The following is a 16,595-nucleotide window of genomic DNA, read 5'->3' as shown; positions in this document are numbered from 1 at the left end:
GGACCTGTCCGGCCTCAAGCGACCGCGCTGGGCGCCGTCTCGTCCTGTTGCGGCGGCCACAGCTCGTGCCACCGCAGCTCCGTCTCCAGCTGCGCGGCCAGCGAGATCAGCAGCGGCTCGCTGTTCGCGGGCCCGAGCAGCTGGCCGCCCACCGGCAGCCCGTCCGCGAATCCCGCGGGGACGTTGACGCCTGGCCAGCCCAGCACGTTCCACGGCCAGGCGTACGGGCAGGCGGCGATCATCGCCCGGTCGGTGGCGAAGCCGCCGAGGCCGAGCATCGCGCCGATCCGGGGCGGGGGAGCGGCCGTCGTGGGCGCGAGGACGACGTCGTACGACTCGTAGAACCGGCCGATACGGCGGTGCAGGACCGCCTCCGCGCGCCGGGCCGCCCGCAGCGGGGCCCCGCCGAGGAGCCGGCCGAGGCGGGCGGCGCTCCTGGTGCGCGGGTCGAGCAGCGCGGGGGAGGGCACCTCGTCGGCCCACTCGGCGATTCCGGCCGTGGCGCGCGGGATGAACGTCAGCCCGATCTGGCCGTAGGGCGGGTCGGCCTCCTCGACGTGGTGTCCCAACGCGCTGAGTTTCTCGCCGAGTTCGACGATCCTGGCCCGCACCCGGGGGTCGAGGCGGGCGGGCAGGGCGGTGAACGGCGGCTTGAGGGCGAGCGCGATGCGCAGCCGGCCAGGGTCCCGGCCGACGGCCTGGGTGGCGTCGATGGACGGCGGCCGGTGCGGGTCGAGTTCGTGGTTGCCGGCGGCGGCGTCCAGCAGCAGGGCGGCGTCGGCGACCGTGCGGGCGAGGGTGCCGTTGACGGTGATGCCCTTGAAGGACTCGCCGCGCGGCCAGGTGGAGACCCGGCCGCGCTGCGGCTTGATGCCGATGAGGTTGGTCCACGACGCCGGGATCCGCACCGAGCCGGCGCCGTCCGAGCCGAGGGCCGCGGGGACGAGCCCGGCGGCGACGGCGGCGGCCGAACCGCCGGACGAGCCGCCCGGCGTGTGGTCCCGGTGCCAGGGGTTGCGGGTCGCGCCGAAGGCGGGCCCCTCGGTGAACGGCCACTGCCCCAGCTCGCAGGTGTTGGTCTTGCCGACGATCACGGCACCGGCCGCGCGCAGCCGCCGTACCGCCTCGGCGTCCTTCGCGGCGGGCGGGAACTGGCCCGAACAGCCGAACGCGGTGGGCTCGCCCGCGACATCCGTGTCGTCCTTCACGGCGATCGGCACGCCGAGGAGCGGCAGGCGCGCTCCGGTGGCCAGTTCCCGGTCGGCGGCCTCGGCCTCGGCGAGTGCGGCCTCGCCCCGCACCACCCGGAAGGCGTTGAGGGATCCCTGCGTCGCCTCGATCCGCGCGAGCGCCTCCTCGACCAGGGCCCTCGACGTCACCTCCCCGTCGGCCAGCGCACGGGCGGACTCGGCGAGGCCTGCGGCACGGTCGGGCGTCATTCGGGCACCTCCGGGACGACGTTGTCTACCGAACGGTAACCTCCGGTGGGCGGACGGCGGAACGTTTTCGCCCGGTGCGGCTCCGAGGTTCACCACAGGTTTCTCCCAGGCCCCGCCCCGGCGTGCGCAAACCATTGACGCGTCAGGACCTCACCCCTACCTTCTGATCGAATTTACGAACCGCGTTCGAAATAGCGAACGCCATGGTGAGTGTTCGTGGATTCGGAGTCGTCCCTTGAGCCGTAGGGAGAGCCGTACGTGACCAGACGCCCCCACACCCCGTCCCGCCGCACCCTGCTCCGCGCGATGACCGCCCTGCCCGCCTCGGCGCTGGTCCTGGGCGAGGCCCCCGGCCTGCTCGGCACGGCACTCGCGGCCGCGCCGCCGAGCGGCTCGGCGACCCGGTACACCATCGTGCCGTTCCTGAACAGCAACGACGGGACCGTGAACGTCTACCAGTCGGACGACGCGACCGACTTCCGCCTTGCCCGCGCCTCCGCCTACACACCGCCGAGCAACCGCATCCGCGACGCGAGCCTGTTCAAGCACACCAACGGCTACTACTACATCACCTACACGACCCACACCTGGCAGGACACCAGCACCACCATCGGCTTCGCGCGCAGCGCCGACCGGGTCAACTGGACGTTCCTGTACGACTACACGGTCCCGATCGCCGCCCTCTCCCGGGCCTGGGCGCCGGAGTGGTTCGTCGACAGCGACGGCAGCGTGAACGTCATCGTGTCCTGCTCCACCACCGACGACGAGTGGATCTTCACGCCGTACCTGCTGCGGGCCACCAACTCCGCGCTGTCTGCGTGGAGTTCACCGGTCGCGCTGTCCGGTATCGGGAAGAACCACATCGACACGTTCCTCGTGAAGACCGGCTCCACCTACCACGCGTTCACCAAGAACGAGACGACGAAGTACATCGAGTACGCGACGGCCACTTCCCCGACCGGCCCCTACACGATCTCCAGGACCGGCGACTGGGCGGGCTGGGGCAGCTATCGCGAGGGCCCCGCCCTCGTCCAGCTCGACAACGGCGGCTGGCGGATCTTCTTCGACGGCTACGGCGACGGCACCTACTACTACAGCGACAGCCACGACACCTTCGCCACGTGGTCCGCCCCGGCCGCCCTGCCCGCGGTCTCCGGAACGGCCCGGCACTTCACGGTCGTCAAGGAGACCGTCTCCGGCGGCCCGGCCCTGGCGAAGAACGTCACCCGCTCCTTCCAGTCCGGCAACTACACCACCCGCTACTGGCAGACCCAGTCCTCCCTGCTCAACCTCCCTGTGGTCAGCGGCTCCAGCACCACAGCCGAGAAGCAGGGGTCGACCTTCACCGTCGTGGCCGGCCTCGCCGACGCGAACGGCTACTCCTTCCGCGACTCGTCCGGGAAGTACCTGCGTCACTACGACTTCCGCGCCCGCTTCGACACCGACGCCGGCACGTCGACGTTCGCCAAGGACGCCACGTTCATCGCGCGCACGGGAACCGCGACCGGCTCGATCCGCTGGGAGTCGTACAACTACCCCGGCCACTACCTGCGGCACTACAACTACCAGCTACGGGTGGACCGGACGGACGGCACGGATCTGTTCCGGCAGGACAGTTCGTTCGTGCCGGTGACCTCCTGGGCGTGACCCGCGCCGAACCGGGAGCGTCGGTGTTCCGGTCACGCAGGAGTGGGATGGCCCCCGTTGCGTGCGGCTTCGGGGGTGAGTCCGGTCCAGCGGCGGAACGCCCGGTAGAAGGAGTTGGTGTCGTCGTAGGCGAGGAGATAGGCGACCTGTGAGGTGGGCAGGGACCGGTCCGCGAGGTAGCGACGGGCGAGCTTCTCCCTGGTGTCGCTGAGGACTGCCTGGTAGTTGGTGTCCTCTGCCTGGAGCTGCCGCTGGAGCGTGCGGGGGCTGAGCATGAGCTGGCCGGCGATGGCGTTGATCGAGCTCTCGCCGGCGGGCAGCCGCTCGTGGAGCGCGGCACGCACCCGGTCGGCCGTGGTGGCCGACGCTTCGAGTTCGGACAGGCGGCGGCGCAGTTCCGGTGCGAAGAAGTTCCACATGGACTCGTCCTCGGTGAGGAACGGCAGTGAGGCGTCCTCGGCGGAAAAGGTGAGGGCGTCCATCCCGCCCTCGCGGATCCGTGTGCCGAAGTAGGAGGCAGCCTCGGGTGCGGGCTGCGGAACCCGGCGCATGGTGACGCGGGTCGGGTGCACCTCGCGCCGTGTGCCGATGCGTGCCAGTGCCGCCCAGAACGCGAGTTCGGTGGTGACCAGCAGCGGTGGTGGCGTCGGGCCCTCGGGCCAGTGGATTGCGATCGTCAGCCCGGCAGGGTCGTCCGTGATGTCTAGGTTCACCGGGCCGATGAGCGGCTTGAACGCGGCGATGCGGCCGGCCGCGGTACGCAGATTCGCGCTGCACAGCGCCGCGAAGATCGGCGGGTTGAACACCTCGACGGACAGGGCCCGCCCGATCCGCACCGCCAGGTCGGGATCCGCGGCCTCGGCGTCCAGCGCCTCCCAGAACCGGTAGTACTCCTCGGTCGTCATCGTGACCGCGCCATGGGCGAAGAGCCCGGCCGGCAGCTGCGCCCGCCGCAGCACGCGAGCGACGGAGATGCCGAGGTCGTGCAGGAGCGCACGGGCCCCCGGGTCGAGGGTGAACTCCTTTGACGCCATCACTTCAGACTAGTGCCCCGCATGCGGCCACGGGGATGCCGTGTGCGCCATTCGGCACGCAGAAGACGCCACTCCTCCGATGGCGTGAACGGCAAGAAGGCGGGCGTCTTTCGCTAGTTCCCTGTCGTGATTCTCCACCTAGCGTGGAAGCCACGGACCACCGCCGCGGTGGACACGGTACCGACGAGGCCCCACCCCGTCCGACGATGAGGAATCCCATGACCACCACCAAGACCGCCCTCGTGACCGGAGCCTCCTCCGGCATCGGCGAGGCGACCGCCCTCAAGCTGATCAGCCTCGGCTACACCGTCTACGGAGCGGCCCGCCGCACCGACCGGCTGCAGCAGCTCGCCGAACGCGGCCTGCGCCCGCTGGCGATGGACGTCACCGACGACGACTCGATGCGCAACGGCGTCGACCGCATCGTCTCCGAGACCGGACGCATCGACGTCCTGGTCAACAACGCCGGATACGGCTCGTACGGCGCTCTGGAGGACGTCTCGCAGGAAGAGGCCCGCCGCCAGTTCGACGTCAACGTCTTCGGCGCCGTCCGCCTGACCCAGATCGTCCTGCCCCACATGCGGGCCCGACGCAGCGGGACGGTCGTCAACATCACCTCGATGGGCGGGAAGATCTACACCCCGCTGGGCGGGTGGTACCACGGCACCAAGTTCGCCCTCGAAGCCCTCAGCGACTGCCTGCGCATGGAGGTCAAGCCGTTCGGCATCGACGTCGTCGTCATCGAACCCGGCGGCATCCGCACCGAGTGGAGCGGCATCGCCGCCGACAACCTGGAGAAGTCCTCCGCCGCGGGTGCCTACACCGGCCAGGCCAAGGCCGTCGCCGCCTCGCTGCGTTCCGAGACGATGGCCAGGCGCATGTCCCCGCCCACCGTCATCGCCGACGCCATCGGCAAGGCCGTCACGGCGCGCCGGCCCAGGACCCGCTACGCCACCGGCTTCAGCGCACGTCCTCTCATCGGCCTCCGGCGCTTCCTGCCCGACCGGGCCTTCGACACCCTGATCTCCCGGTCCATGGGCCTTCCCCGCTGACCCCTTCGGGGCCTGCACAAGTGGAGTCAGAGCCTCTACCACACGCAGATGTCGGGCTGTGGTGTCAACGGTCCTTCGGTCGTTAATTCTCGGAGAACTCTTCTACAACCTTCTGTCGCATGCGTCTGTCTGGCTAACGCAGGGATGTTCAGGGGTTGATGAAGAGGAGCTCAGAACGTGACCGTGCGTTCCTTTGCCCGGCGGATGAGACCGCGAGTCGAGCGGAAAGCCGCCGAACAGGTCTGGCAGCTGCGCACCATGCGGCGGCGCCGCAGGGCCGCGGTCACGGACCCGGTGCTCCGCCCGGTGGCCGTGCGCGGGCAGCAGCTCTACGGGCGGGTCGTGACCCGGTTCAGCGCCGCCGAGGCCGCCGCCGCCAACCTCGGCCTGGTCGTCGCCGCCCTGGAGCAGGCAGGCGTCCCGTACTTCCTGGTACCGGCCTCGCGCATCCGCCACACCGTCGGCGTGAACACCGTCGACCGGGAGCGCCTGCTCGCCACCCTGGAGCAACAGAACGCGGGGAGGGCGGTGTTCATCGGCAGACCGCTGCCCGGCGGCAAGCTCAAGAACCCCGCCCTGTTCATGGACGGCGTACTGCCCACCCCGCTGCGCACGGCATCCGTACTGCGGATCGGCGAGAACCACCTTGGTCCCTCGGGCCAGTTGCTCGCCGGGCCGGAACTCGCCTGCGACGTCGAGTTCTGGGACGACGGGGCACACCTCCTCGCCTCCGACGACGGTCCCCGCCGACTGGCCAAGGTGCAGCCGCAGGCGTCCGAGGACGTCTTCGCCGAGTCCCTCGTCGCGCCACGGAACAACGGCATCACGGACGTACTGCCGGCGGCCGAGCAGCAGCCGGTCGCGGTGCGGGTGGGCGAGCGGGAGCTGCCGAGCTTCGCCCCGCTCACCCTGCCGACCGTGAACGACGTGACCTTCCCCGTCGACATCGTCTACACCTGGGTGGACGGTGAGGAACCGCGGATGCGGGCCAAGCGGGCCCGCTACCAGGAGAGCGGCATCGCCGAGATCCTGGACAAGGAGACAGGCGCCTCCCGCTACACCAGCCACGACGAGCTGAAGTACTCGCTGCGGTCGCTCGCGATGTACGCCGACTTCGTCCGGCACATCTACCTCGTGACCGACGGTCAGAAGCCGCACTGGCTCGATGACAGCGCCCCGGGAATCACCGTCGTCGACCACCGCGACATCTTTCCCGAGGGCGTCCTGCCGGTGTTCAACTCGCACGCGATCGAGACCCGGCTGCACCACATACCGGGCCTGTCGGAGCACTATCTGTACTTCAACGACGACGTGTTCGTCGGCCGCCGGGTCACCGCGGAGCACTTCTTCCACGGCAGCGGCCTGATGAAGGTCCCGGTGTCCCCGCTCAAGATGGGCGTCGGCAAGCCGCACGCCGAGGAGACGGCCACCAACTCCGCGAACAAGAACGTCCGCCGGCTGCTGCTGGAGAAGTTCGGGCGGATGACGACGAACAACTTCATGCACACCCCGCTGCCGCAGCAGCGCGAGACGCTTCAGACCCTGGAAGAGCTCTTCCGCGAGGACATCGCCCGCACCACGGCGTCCCGCTTCCGCTCCCCGCAGGACCTCGCCATGACGGCTCCGCTGCTCTACCAGTACGCATTGATGACCGGCCACGGCGTACCGGGGAAGTACAGCTTCCGGTACGTGAACATCAGCCGCCCGGACGCCGAGGGACGCCTGGCGGACCTGCGCCGCAACCGCCGTTTCGACTTCTTCTGCCTCAACGACGTCGATGTGCCGCCCGAGGAACGGGAGCGGGTCGGCGTCCGGATGAACGAGTTCCTCGAGGACTACTTCCCCTTCGCGAGTCCGTTCGAGAAGCAGAAGTGACGGGGGCTGGGGGGCATGGACATGGGGGGCATGGACATCCGTCACCGCGTTGCCACGCTCGGGGGCGTGCGGGCGGTGCGGAGCAATCTGGTACGCCTGAGGCTCTGGCTGTCGGCCCGGCTGTGGGCGCTGCGCGCGGCCCGGCCCCGACGGCGCCTGCGGGCCGCCGACCCGGGACTGCGCCGGGTCACCTTCGGACCGATGCGGCTGTACGGCCGTACCGTCGCGGGTTACACCGCCGCGGACGCCGTTGAAGCCGATCTGGACCGGGTGTGCGCCCTGCTGGAGGAGCTGGGCGTCCCGTACTTCCTCGTCCCCGCCGACCTCGGGCAGGGCGGGCCGCGGCAGATCGTCGGCGTCGCGGAGACGTACCGCGGCATGGTCCTCTCGCAGGCCGCCCTGCGCTTCGCCGGCACCGTCGGGTACGTCGCCGCCGTCGGCGCCGACGGAGCGGTGACGAACGCGGCCCTGTGGGCGGACCGGAAGCTGCCGCGCGCGCTGAAGCGGGCCGCGGTGCTCCGCACCGGCGTGGTGCGCCTCGGCCCGGGGAAGCAGGTGCTCACCGGCCTCGAAACGGGGTGCGACATCGAGTTCTGGCGGCACGGCCGGGACTTCGGCACCGCCTCGGGGGATCCGTCCTGGTTCACCGTGCCCGGCAGCCGGCTGCCGGACACCTTCGGCACGGCGCTCGTCGCCCCGCGCCGCAACCCCGTGTCGGAGGTGCTGCCGGTGGCGGCGCAGCAGCCGGCCGCGGTGGCGTCGCGCGGCCGCAGCGTGCCGACGTTCGCCCCGTTCGCCGAGCCGGGCATCGACGAGGTGCGGTTCCCCGTCGACGCCGTGTACACCTGGGTCGACGGGGACGACCCCGCGATGGCCGCGAAGCGGCGCGCCCACCAGGCGCTCTCCGACAACGTCATCGCCCCGCGCGAGACCGGCGCCTCCCGCTACACCGACCACGACGAACTGAGGTACGCGCTGCGGTCGTTGGAGATGTACGCCGGCTTCGTGCGGCACGTGTACCTCGTGACCGACTCCCAGCTTCCCGCCTGGCTGGACCCGGACGCGGAGGGCCTGACGGTGGTGGACCACCGGGAGATCCTCCCGGCGGACGCGCTCCCCGTCTTCAACTCGCATGCCATAGAGAGCAGGCTGCACCACATCCGTGGCCTGTCGGACCACTACCTCTACTTCAACGACGACGTCTTCATCAACCGCCCGGTACGGGCGGAGCACTTCTTCCACGGCAACGGCATCGCCCGGATCCCGCTGTCACCGCTGAAGCTCGGCGTCGGCGCCCCGCATCCGCTGGAGCCGGCCCCGAACTCCGCGGGCAAGAACGCCCGCGAGGTGATCAGACGCTTCCACGGCACGAACATCACCCACAAGTCGCTGCACACTCCGCATCCCCAACTGCTCTCGGTCATGCGGGAGATGGAGAGCCTCGGCATCGAGGAGCTCGAGCGGACCTCCTACTCGCGCTTCCGCTCCACCTCGGACGTCGCTCCGGCGTCCACGCTCCACCATCACTGGGCGATCATGAGCGGCCGGGCCGTCCCCGCCGACTACCGGTTCCGCTACGTCCAACTGGGCACACCGGACATGCGGCGCCGCCTGGCCCGCCTCGCGGCCGGCGAGGACATCGACTTCTTCTGCCTCAACGACGTGGACACCGACCCGGCCGCGCGATCGGCGACGCAGGCCGTCATCCACGACTTCCTGGAACGGAAGTACCCGTTCCCCAGCCGATTCGAAGGGACGGCACCCGTGATCGCCCCACGCCCGGTCATACCGAGCGGTGAAGTGGCTCAGGAACGCCTGGCGCGGTAGAGGCCCGGGCCGGCGCGACGTCACGGGCCGACCGGGTGATTCCAGGTGCGGAGTTTGTCGGGGTTGAGGGTGACCCAGACCTGCACGACGTGCGGTCCGACGACGTCGAGGCTGATGACCGCAGCGACCTGACGGCCGTAGCGCACCACCAGCCCGGTCCGGCCGTTGACCGCATGCGTGTCCAGCGTGGTCCGAGGATGCCGCGCCAGCAGCGTCAGCAGACTCCGCGCCACCGACCCCCTTCCCTCCACGGGCCTGATCAGCGCCCGGACCTTCCCGCCACCGTCGAAGAACGCCGCCGTGTCCGCCGCGAGCAACGACGCCAGCACCTCCTCGTCCTCACGCGCACACGCCTCACGCACCGCCCGCACCACCGCGTCGTGCTCTTCCACCGACGTCGGCCGCCCCCGCCGGTCCCGCAGACTCCGGCGTGCCCGGTCCGCCGGGGACGAAGAGTCCACCAGCGCCCCACCGACCTCATCCGCGCCCGTCCCGCACTGTCCCGGTGACGCCAGCCGGGACAGGCACGCGCCGCCCACCACCCGGCACAACCACGACCGCGGCTCCGAGATCCGGGTCCGCTCCGCGTCCGGCAGCCCGAACCACCGCCGGTACGCCTCGTCGATCACACGCTCGGCCTCGCGCCCGCTGCCCAGCATCCAGAACGCCACATCCAGCAGATGCCGCCGCTCGTCCACCAACTCCACCAGCGACACCGCATCGTCCGCACCCGCCACAACCCGACCTCCCTCGCGCGCAGCTCCCCAGGACGACCACCGCATCGTTCTCGTGATGCGTCCGCTCGTCAGGTGTGACCGGACAGGCCCGCGCCCTGTGACAGGGGCCCGCCTGTCACGAAAACGGCCGCCATCCGGTCACAGCAGTGACGGGCCGTGCCGCGCCCCGTGCGGCACCGGCAGCCGATCGCCGAGGAGGTCTTCCGTGGAATGGCGTGAAAGGGCGAGCTGCCAGGCCGAGGACCCTGATCTGTTCTTCCCCGTCGGGCACAGCGGCAGCGGTCCGACGCTGATCCAGACGGACGAGGCGAAGGCTGTCTGCCGGCGCTGCCCGGTGCGCGAGCAGTGCCTCGCCTGGGCCCTCGACGCGGGACCGATGGACGGCATCTGGGGCGGCACCACGGAACAGGAACGCCAGGCCATGACCCGGCGCCCGGTACCCGCTTCCCCGGGACGCGTCACACCCTGACCCGGCCGCGAGGTGCGGTCGCTCGTCCGTGGCGGGATGTTGGAGTAGGCCCCTTTTCGGGCCGCCGACCCACCGAGCCAGGGAGCCGGTCGTGGAGACGCATCTGGTCGAAGCCGGGCCAGGCCGGAAGGGGGCGGTCGGGACGGCCGCCCCGGCGATGGTCGTACCCGACGACGCCACATCGGTGTTCATGCAGGCCAGACCCGGTCTCTTCAAGATCGCCCATCGGATCGTCGGTGACACCGACGAGGCGGAGGACGTCATCCAGGAAGCCTGGCTGCGCTGGCAGCGGGCCGACCGCACCGTCGTCCGCAACCCTTCGGCGCTGCTCAGGACGACCACCGCCCGCCTCGCGATCAACCTCGTCCAGTCCGCTTGGAAGCGCCGGGAGTCCTGCGCCAGTCCCTGGCTCCCGGAGTCCACGGACCTCGACGCCACACCGGAAGCGGTGGCGGAGCGGCACGACGTCGCCGAAGGAGCGGTCCGCCTGCTGATGCAGACGCTGACACCCAGGCAGCGTGCGGTGTACGTCCTGCGGGAGGGTTTCGACTACCCGTACGGCCGGATCGCCGAGCTCCTGGGCATCGGCGTCGACAACACCAGGCAGCAGGCGTCGAGGGCCCAGGAGCGGCTCGCCGCGGACCGTCCCCGGCAGCCCGTGGACTCCGTCGCGCACCGCCGGCTCGTCCAGGCATTCCTCGCCGCGGCCCAGTACGGCGACCTCGCGCATCTGGAAGCGGTCCTCTCGACGGACGCGCACGCATAAACCGACCGGTCATGAAGGCGAATCCGAAGCGCAGACATCAAATGAGTGGAGACATCAAATGACGGGGAATGGCCCCTGCCCGTCGGCAGGGGCCACTTTCCGGCCGTGTTCTACTGCTGCCGCGCCATCCAGTCGGACAGCTTGGTCTCCGCGATGTGCGCGTCCGGACCCGGCAGGAGCGTCGTCTCCTGGAGCTGGGCACCGGAGTAGCCGGCCTTCGGGTCCGTGACGACCGTGCGGGGGTCGTTCGCGTCGGCGAGGGTCTTCCGGATCAGCTCGTCGAGCTGGAACACCTCGGGGCCGGCGATCTCCACCACGCCGTTGACGGGCGCGCCCACCGCGGTGCGGCCGACGGCCGCCGCCACGTCGTCGGAGTAGATCGGCTGGAACTTGGCCGAGGACATGTGCACGGTGTCACCGTCCGTCGAGATGTCCGCGATCCCCTTGATGAACTCGAAGAACTGGGTGGCGTGGACGATGGAGTAGGGCATGCCGGACGCCTTGATCAGCTCTTCCTGCGCCTGCTTGGCACGGAAGTACCCGCTCTCCTGGAGCCGGTCGGTGCCGACCACGGACAGCGCCACGTGGTGCGTCTCACCGGCCTCGGCCTCCGCCTGGAGCAGGTTGGCGGTGGAGGTCCGGAAGAAGGTCAGGACGGCCTCGTCCTCCCACGAGGGCGAGTTGGACACGTCGACCACGACCGACGCGCCCTTCAGCACCTCCGCGAGACCCTCTCCCGTGAGGGTGTTGACGCCGGTGTTGGGCGCGGCCGCGACCGCCTCGTGCCCGTGCTCGTTCAGCTTGCCGACCAGCTTCGAGCCGATGAGCCCGGTTCCACCGATCACTACGACCTTCATGACGGATTCCTCTCGGAGAAAATTCGTTCTGCACCAGAATTGACAGGGCAGGGGTTCTGCCTGTGACAGGCCCCGGGCAGAAATCCGGAAGTTTTTCCGCCCGGCGCCCTCGGCTCATTCGACAAGCTTTCCTTCGGTCGAGACTTCCTGCATCAGCGCGGAAATCTCGTCCGGAACATCCGGGATGCTCTCGCGGGTCACACCGGTCGCCGGGGACCACACGAGATTCACCCGCAGAGCCGGATCCTGGTCGGGGTGATCGCTGCGGTTGTGGCAGCCACGCGTCTCGCGACGCTCCAGCGCCGATTCGAGCGTGGCCCGGGCGGCCATGGCAGCCGACTTCAGGTCGAAGGCGTGCGCGAGGTCCTGATAGCCGGCGATGTCCGGGTGCACGCCGACGTCCGCCATCCGCTTCTCGATCACAGAGAGCTCCGCGAGGCCCGCCCGCAGGCCCTCCTCGTCGCGTACGACCCCCGCGTGCTCCGTCATGGTGTTGCGGATGGCGCGCTGCAGCGCGCGCACGTTCTCCGGCCCGTCCGCGGCGAGCAGATCGTCGACCTCCGCACGGGCCTCGGCGACGGCCGCCGCCGAACGCCGCTGCGCGGTCAGGGACTGCGAGTAGGCGGCCGCCGCCTGCCCCGTGATCCGGCCGAAGACCAGCAGCTCGATGAGGCTGTTCCCGCCGAGCCGGTTCGCTCCGTGCAGCCCGCTCGACGCCTCACCGATGGCGTACAGCCCGGCCACGTCCGTGCTGTGATCCTCGGGACGCACCCACACCCCGCCCATCGAGTAGTGCGCGGTCGGCGCGATCTCGATGGGCTCGCGGGTGATGTCCAGCATCTGCAGGTCGAGCAGCGTCTGGTAGACGCGGGGGAGCCGCGTCATGATCGTCTGCCGGGGCAGATGGGAGACGTCGAGCCACACCGCGCCGTTGGGCGTGCCCCGCCCTTCCTTGATCTCCGTGTACGAGGCCAGGGCCACCCGGTCGCGCGTGGACAGCTCCATCCGGTCGGGGTCGTAGCGGGCCATGAACCGCTCCCCGAGGGCGTTGCGCAGGATCCCGCCCTCGCCGCGGGCGGCCTCGCTGACCAGGGTCCCGGCCGCGTTCTCCGGCTCGATGATCCCGGAGGGGTGGAACTGCACCAGCTCGGCGTCGCGCAGCCGCGCGCCCGCGTCCACGGCCAGCCGGAAGGAGTCGCCGGTGTTCTCGTCGCGCCGCGAGGAGGTGCGCCGCCAGATCCGCGTGTGGCCGCCCGCGGCGAGGATCACCGCGTCCGCCTGGATCAGGTAGCGCCGCCCGCTCGCGAGGTCGAAGCCGTAGGCACCGAAGACGGCGCCGTCGTGCACCAGCAGCCGGGTGATGTAGACACCGTCGAGCACGGGGATGTCGAGCTGCTGGGCTCGCCTGATGAGCGTGCGCTGGATCTCCAGACCGGTGTAGTCGCCGGCGAACGCGGTCCGCCGGAACTTGTGCGCGCCGAAGAACCGCTGGGAGATACGGCCGTCCTCCTCGCGGGCGAAGGCCATGCCGTACCGCTCCAGGTCGTCGATGCCGCGGGCGGCGCCCTGGGTGACGATCTCGACGGTGCGGGGATCGGCGAGCAGATAGCTCTCCTTGATCGTGTCCGCCGCGTGCTGCTGCCAGCTGTCCTCGGGGTCCATCGTGGCCAGGGCCGCGTTGATGCCGCCGGCGGCCAGCGCCGTGTGTGCGTCCTCCTTGGGGCGCTTGCCGACCGCGAGGACGTCGACACCGGCCTCGGCCAGTTCGATCGCCGCGCGCAGACCCGCACCGCCGGTGCCGATCACCAGCACCATGGTGGAAAGACGTTGTTCGGTGATAGCCACGGTCTTCTCCGATCGGGGGGATGTCACCAGTTACGACCGGACCGGCGGCTCATCTGTGACAGTCTTCCGGCGCCCGGGGGTCCCTTCTGCGTGTGTTCGTCGTCACTTGTCGTGTCCGGACAGGACGCGGTCCAGGGGAACGTCGGGATCGGCGAGGAGCTTGTCGTCGACGTCCGCGCCGGAGGTGATGAGCGTGCGGATCGCGTCGACGACGTCCCACACGTTGACGTTCATCCCGGCCAGCACCCGACGGCCCGCCATCCAGAACGCGATGAACCGGCGCTCGGACGGCTCGCCCCGGAAGACGACACGGTCGTAGCCACCCGGCTCCACATGGCCCGTGTACTCCATGCCGAGGTCGTACTGATCGGTGAAGAAGTACGGCAGCCGGTCGTACACGGCGTCCCTGCCGAGCATGCTCAGCGCGGCGACCTCCGGCTGGTGCAGGGCGTTGGCCCAGTGCTCGACCCGCAGGTGACGGCCGAGCAGCGGGTGGCGGGCGTTGGCGACGTCACCGGCGGCGAGGATGCCGTCCACCGAGGTCCGCAGGTGCTCGTCGGTCACGATGCCGTTGTTCACCTCCAGGCCCGCGTCCTCGGCGAGCCCCACGTTCGGGGTGATGCCGATGCCGACGACCACGGCGTCCGCGGGCACGTGCCGGCCGTCGGCGAGCCGCACCCCGCTCACCCTGCCGTCGGTCCCGGTGAGCGACTCCACCCCCGCGTTCGGCAGGAGTTCGACGCCGTGGTCGGCGTGCAGCGCGGCGAACACCTCGGCCGCCTCCCGCCCCAGCACCTTCAGCAGCGGAAGCTCCGAGTGTTCGAGGACGGTCACGTCGGCGCCGGCCGTCCGGGCGGCCGCCGCGGTCTCCAGGCCGATCCATCCGCCGCCGATCACGACGATGTTCCTGCCCGCCCGGAAGGCGGCCTTGAGCCGTTCGCTGTCCTCCACCCGGCGCAGGTACAGGACGTTGTCGAGGTCGGCCCCCGGGACGGCCAGCCGCCGCGGCGACGATCCGGTCGCCAGCAGGAGCTGGTCGTAGGAGAGCTGACGGCCGTCCTCCAGGGCCACCTGCCGGGCGCTCGGCTCGATGGCGCTCGCGCGCGTGCCGAGCAGCAGCTCGACGTCGTTGTCCAGGTACCAGTCGTCGGGATGCACGAAGATCGAATCGCGCTCCTCCGTGCCCAGCAGATAGCCCTTCGACAGCGGCGGCCGCACGTACGGCTTCTCACGTTCGTCACCGACGATGACGATCCGGCCGCTGTGGCCGTGCTCCCGCAGCTTCTCCGCCGCCTTGCCTGCGGCAAGGCCGCCGCCGACGATCACAAAGTTGTTCACGGGGATTCCTCGTCTCGGATGTCGCACACGGCGAGTCGGGTGTCCGGAGGGTCACCTCGTCAGACCGTGCAGCTCCCCGGTCTGTGACACAGAGATCTCCTACGCCAAGGTGATCGTCGTCGGTGTTCCCCGCCAGGCCATCCGTGCGTACGGGCACAGCGAGTCGGCCCTCTCCAGGAGTGGGGCGGCGATCTCCGGGTCGATGTCCGGCCAGCCGACCAGCAGGTCGATGTGCAGCAGGTAGCCGCCGTCGCCGGGGTCGCGGCCGAAGGACACGGTGGCCTCGACGGCGATCGGGGCCGGGTCGAGTTCCTCCTGGCGTGCCACCAGGCTCAGGGCGCCGTGGAAGCAGGCGGCGAACCCGGCCGCGAACAGCTGCTCGGGGTTCGTGCCCCGGCCGTCGCCGCCCAGTTCGGCGGGCATGCGCAGGTCGATGTCGAGGACCCCGTCGGACGAGCGTGCCCTGCCGGAGGCCCGTCCGTGACTCGAAGGGCCGCCGTTCACCGTCACCGTGGTGGTGTAGATGGGGGCGAAGGACTCACCGGCGTAGTCCTTCTCGGCGGACAGTCCCGGCAACTCGAACGGCTCGCTCATCGGGCGCCTCCCGCCCGGCAGCGGGGCGGGACCCCCGCACCGGTCACTCCACATGCCATCTTCGCCGCACCTCAGCCTGGTCGAGGGTGTGGCAGGTTGACCGACGAGTCACCGAACCTGTGACACCCGTCGGCGCGAGGAGGGGTGCGGCCGTCGGCCTCAGTCGGTCAGCGACGCCACGTAGGGAGCGAGCTTGGCCGGGTTCATGACCCACATGATGCGTTCGATGCCCCGCTCGGAGACGTCGACGCAGAGCAGCGCCACCGGGTTTCCCTCGGCCGACACGAGGACCGCCGGCCGGCCGTTGGCCTCGACCCAGCGGACCTCCGCCGGCGGCCAGAACCGCGGGGCGAAGGCGACGAGGTACTTGGAGACGTGCAGCCGGCCGACGACCGGGATCTTGGACGCCCCGCGGATGCCGCCGCCGTCGGCGTAGCTGACCACGTCCTCCGCGAGGACGTTCTCCAGCCCCGACAGGCTGCCGGTCCGGGCCGCGTCGAGGAACACCTCCAGCAGGCGCTTGTGCGCGGTCGAACTGACCGGCTCCTTGCGCTCCGCCGTCATGTGCTTGCGGGCCCGGGTCACCAGCTGGCGGGTGTTCGCCTCGTTCGTCTCCAGGATCTCCGCGATCCGCTTGTACGGGTAGTCGAAGGCCTCCCGCAGCACATACGCGGCCCGTTCCACGGGGTTGAGCTTCTCCAGGAGCAGGAGCACCGCCATGTCGAGCGCCTCGGCCCGCTCGGCACCCAGCTGCGGATCCGCTTTGGTGTCGACCGGCTCCGGCAGCCAGGGCCCGGTGTACGACTCACGCCGCATCCTGGCGGACTGGGCGACGTTGATCGCCAGCCGGGCGGTGACGGTCGCGAGGAACGCGGCCGGCTCCTTGATCTCGCCGCGGTCGGTCTTCTGCCACCGCAGCCACGCGTCCTGGACGACGTCCTCGGCCTCCGCGGCGGTGCCGAGGATGCGGTAGGCGATACCGAAGAGCTGGGGGCGCGCCGCCATGAACTGCTGTGCTGCCCGGTCGAGGGAGTCGGTGCCGTCCTCGGCGCGCATGGAATGTCCTCCAGTCCTGGACGACCAGGCTACAAGCGGGTAGGGCCGGACGCGCGGCC

The 16,595-nt window shown here is 70.5% G+C and carries 14 protein-coding genes; 6 read left to right on the top strand and 8 right to left on the bottom strand.

All coding sequences use genetic code 11. The features are described from left to right. Nucleotides 1–14 precede the first annotated feature (14 nt). Entirely contained in the window at nucleotides 15–1,439 is a 1,425-nt protein-coding gene (locus tag CP983_RS04540; RefSeq protein ID WP_150498612.1) for an amidase, read from the bottom strand. Between the two features lie 258 nt (nucleotides 1,440–1,697). On the opposite strand from CP983_RS04540, the gene CP983_RS04535 reads away from it, so the two are divergent. Then, complete coding sequence (locus CP983_RS04535) at nucleotides 1,698–3,086, top strand: glycoside hydrolase family 43 protein (RefSeq protein ID WP_150498611.1); 1,389 nt, start codon at nucleotides 1,698–1,700, stop codon at nucleotides 3,084–3,086. Between the two features lie 32 nt (nucleotides 3,087–3,118). Here CP983_RS04535 and CP983_RS04530 read toward each other — a convergent pair whose 3' ends face one another. Then, nucleotides 3,119–4,120 (bottom strand): AraC family transcriptional regulator, encoded by a 1,002-nt coding sequence (locus CP983_RS04530; protein ID WP_208852829.1) that lies wholly within the window; start codon nucleotides 4,118–4,120, stop codon nucleotides 3,119–3,121. A 218-nt stretch (nucleotides 4,121–4,338) separates the two neighbouring features. Between CP983_RS04530 and CP983_RS04525 the strand changes: the two genes are divergently transcribed. From CP983_RS04525 to CP983_RS04515, 3 genes are all read left to right on the top strand, one after another. Continuing rightward, nucleotides 4,339–5,172, top strand: a complete 834-nt coding sequence (locus tag CP983_RS04525) for an oxidoreductase (protein ID WP_150498609.1) — start codon at nucleotides 4,339–4,341, stop codon at nucleotides 5,170–5,172. A gap of 204 nt (nucleotides 5,173–5,376) precedes the next feature. After that, nucleotides 5,377–7,047, top strand: coding sequence for a stealth family protein (locus tag CP983_RS04520; RefSeq protein ID WP_229914638.1), 1,671 nt, complete (start codon nucleotides 5,377–5,379; stop codon nucleotides 7,045–7,047). Nucleotides 7,048–7,077: 30 nt separating this feature from the next. Continuing rightward, nucleotides 7,078–8,874 (top strand): stealth family protein, encoded by a 1,797-nt coding sequence (locus CP983_RS04515; RefSeq protein WP_150498607.1) that lies wholly within the window; start codon nucleotides 7,078–7,080, stop codon nucleotides 8,872–8,874. 20 nt (nucleotides 8,875–8,894) lie between these two features. Here the strand turns inward: CP983_RS04515 and CP983_RS04510 are convergent, their stop codons facing one another. Beyond that, complete coding sequence (locus tag CP983_RS04510; RefSeq protein WP_229914637.1) at nucleotides 8,895–9,611, bottom strand: sigma-70 family RNA polymerase sigma factor family protein; 717 nt, start codon at nucleotides 9,609–9,611, stop codon at nucleotides 8,895–8,897. 205 nt (nucleotides 9,612–9,816) lie between these two features. Here CP983_RS04510 and CP983_RS43845 point away from each other — a divergent pair, with 205 nt between their 5' ends. Both CP983_RS43845 and CP983_RS04500 read left to right on the top strand, forming a co-directional pair. After that, nucleotides 9,817–10,080, top strand: a complete 264-nt coding sequence (locus CP983_RS43845) for a WhiB family transcriptional regulator (protein ID WP_167537642.1) — start codon at nucleotides 9,817–9,819, stop codon at nucleotides 10,078–10,080. A 91-nt stretch (nucleotides 10,081–10,171) separates the two neighbouring features. Beyond that, nucleotides 10,172–10,846, top strand: coding sequence for a sigma-70 family RNA polymerase sigma factor (locus tag CP983_RS04500; protein ID WP_107908737.1), 675 nt, complete (start codon nucleotides 10,172–10,174; stop codon nucleotides 10,844–10,846). 110 nt (nucleotides 10,847–10,956) lie between these two features. Here the strand turns inward: CP983_RS04500 and CP983_RS04495 are convergent, their stop codons facing one another. The 5 genes from CP983_RS04495 to CP983_RS04475 all read right to left on the bottom strand — a co-directional run bounded on the left by CP983_RS04495 (nucleotide 10,957) and on the right by CP983_RS04475 (nucleotide 16,536). Then, a complete protein-coding gene (locus tag CP983_RS04495) occupies nucleotides 10,957–11,703 on the bottom strand; it encodes an SDR family oxidoreductase (RefSeq protein ID WP_150498604.1) in 747 nt (248 codons plus the stop codon). 114 nt (nucleotides 11,704–11,817) lie between these two features. Then, complete coding sequence (locus CP983_RS04490) at nucleotides 11,818–13,518, bottom strand: FAD-dependent oxidoreductase (protein ID WP_167537873.1); 1,701 nt, start codon at nucleotides 13,516–13,518, stop codon at nucleotides 11,818–11,820. A gap of 132 nt (nucleotides 13,519–13,650) precedes the next feature. Next, nucleotides 13,651–14,886: an NAD(P)/FAD-dependent oxidoreductase gene (locus CP983_RS04485; protein WP_373309784.1), complete on the bottom strand. Its 1,236-nt coding sequence runs from the start codon at nucleotides 14,884–14,886 to the stop codon at nucleotides 13,651–13,653. 99 nt (nucleotides 14,887–14,985) lie between these two features. Next, entirely contained in the window at nucleotides 14,986–15,480 is a 495-nt protein-coding gene (locus tag CP983_RS04480) for an Ohr family peroxiredoxin (protein WP_150498602.1), read from the bottom strand. 159 nt (nucleotides 15,481–15,639) lie between these two features. Next, nucleotides 15,640–16,536: an RNA polymerase sigma-70 factor gene (locus CP983_RS04475; protein WP_150498601.1), complete on the bottom strand. Its 897-nt coding sequence runs from the start codon at nucleotides 16,534–16,536 to the stop codon at nucleotides 15,640–15,642. Between the last annotated feature and the right edge of the window lie 59 nt (nucleotides 16,537–16,595).

It is taken from the genome of Streptomyces chartreusis (genome assembly GCF_008704715.1).
Taxonomy (GTDB): Bacteria; Actinomycetota; Actinomycetes; order Streptomycetales; family Streptomycetaceae; genus Streptomyces; species Streptomyces chartreusis.
This window is presented reverse-complemented; position numbering and strand designations above follow the sequence as displayed.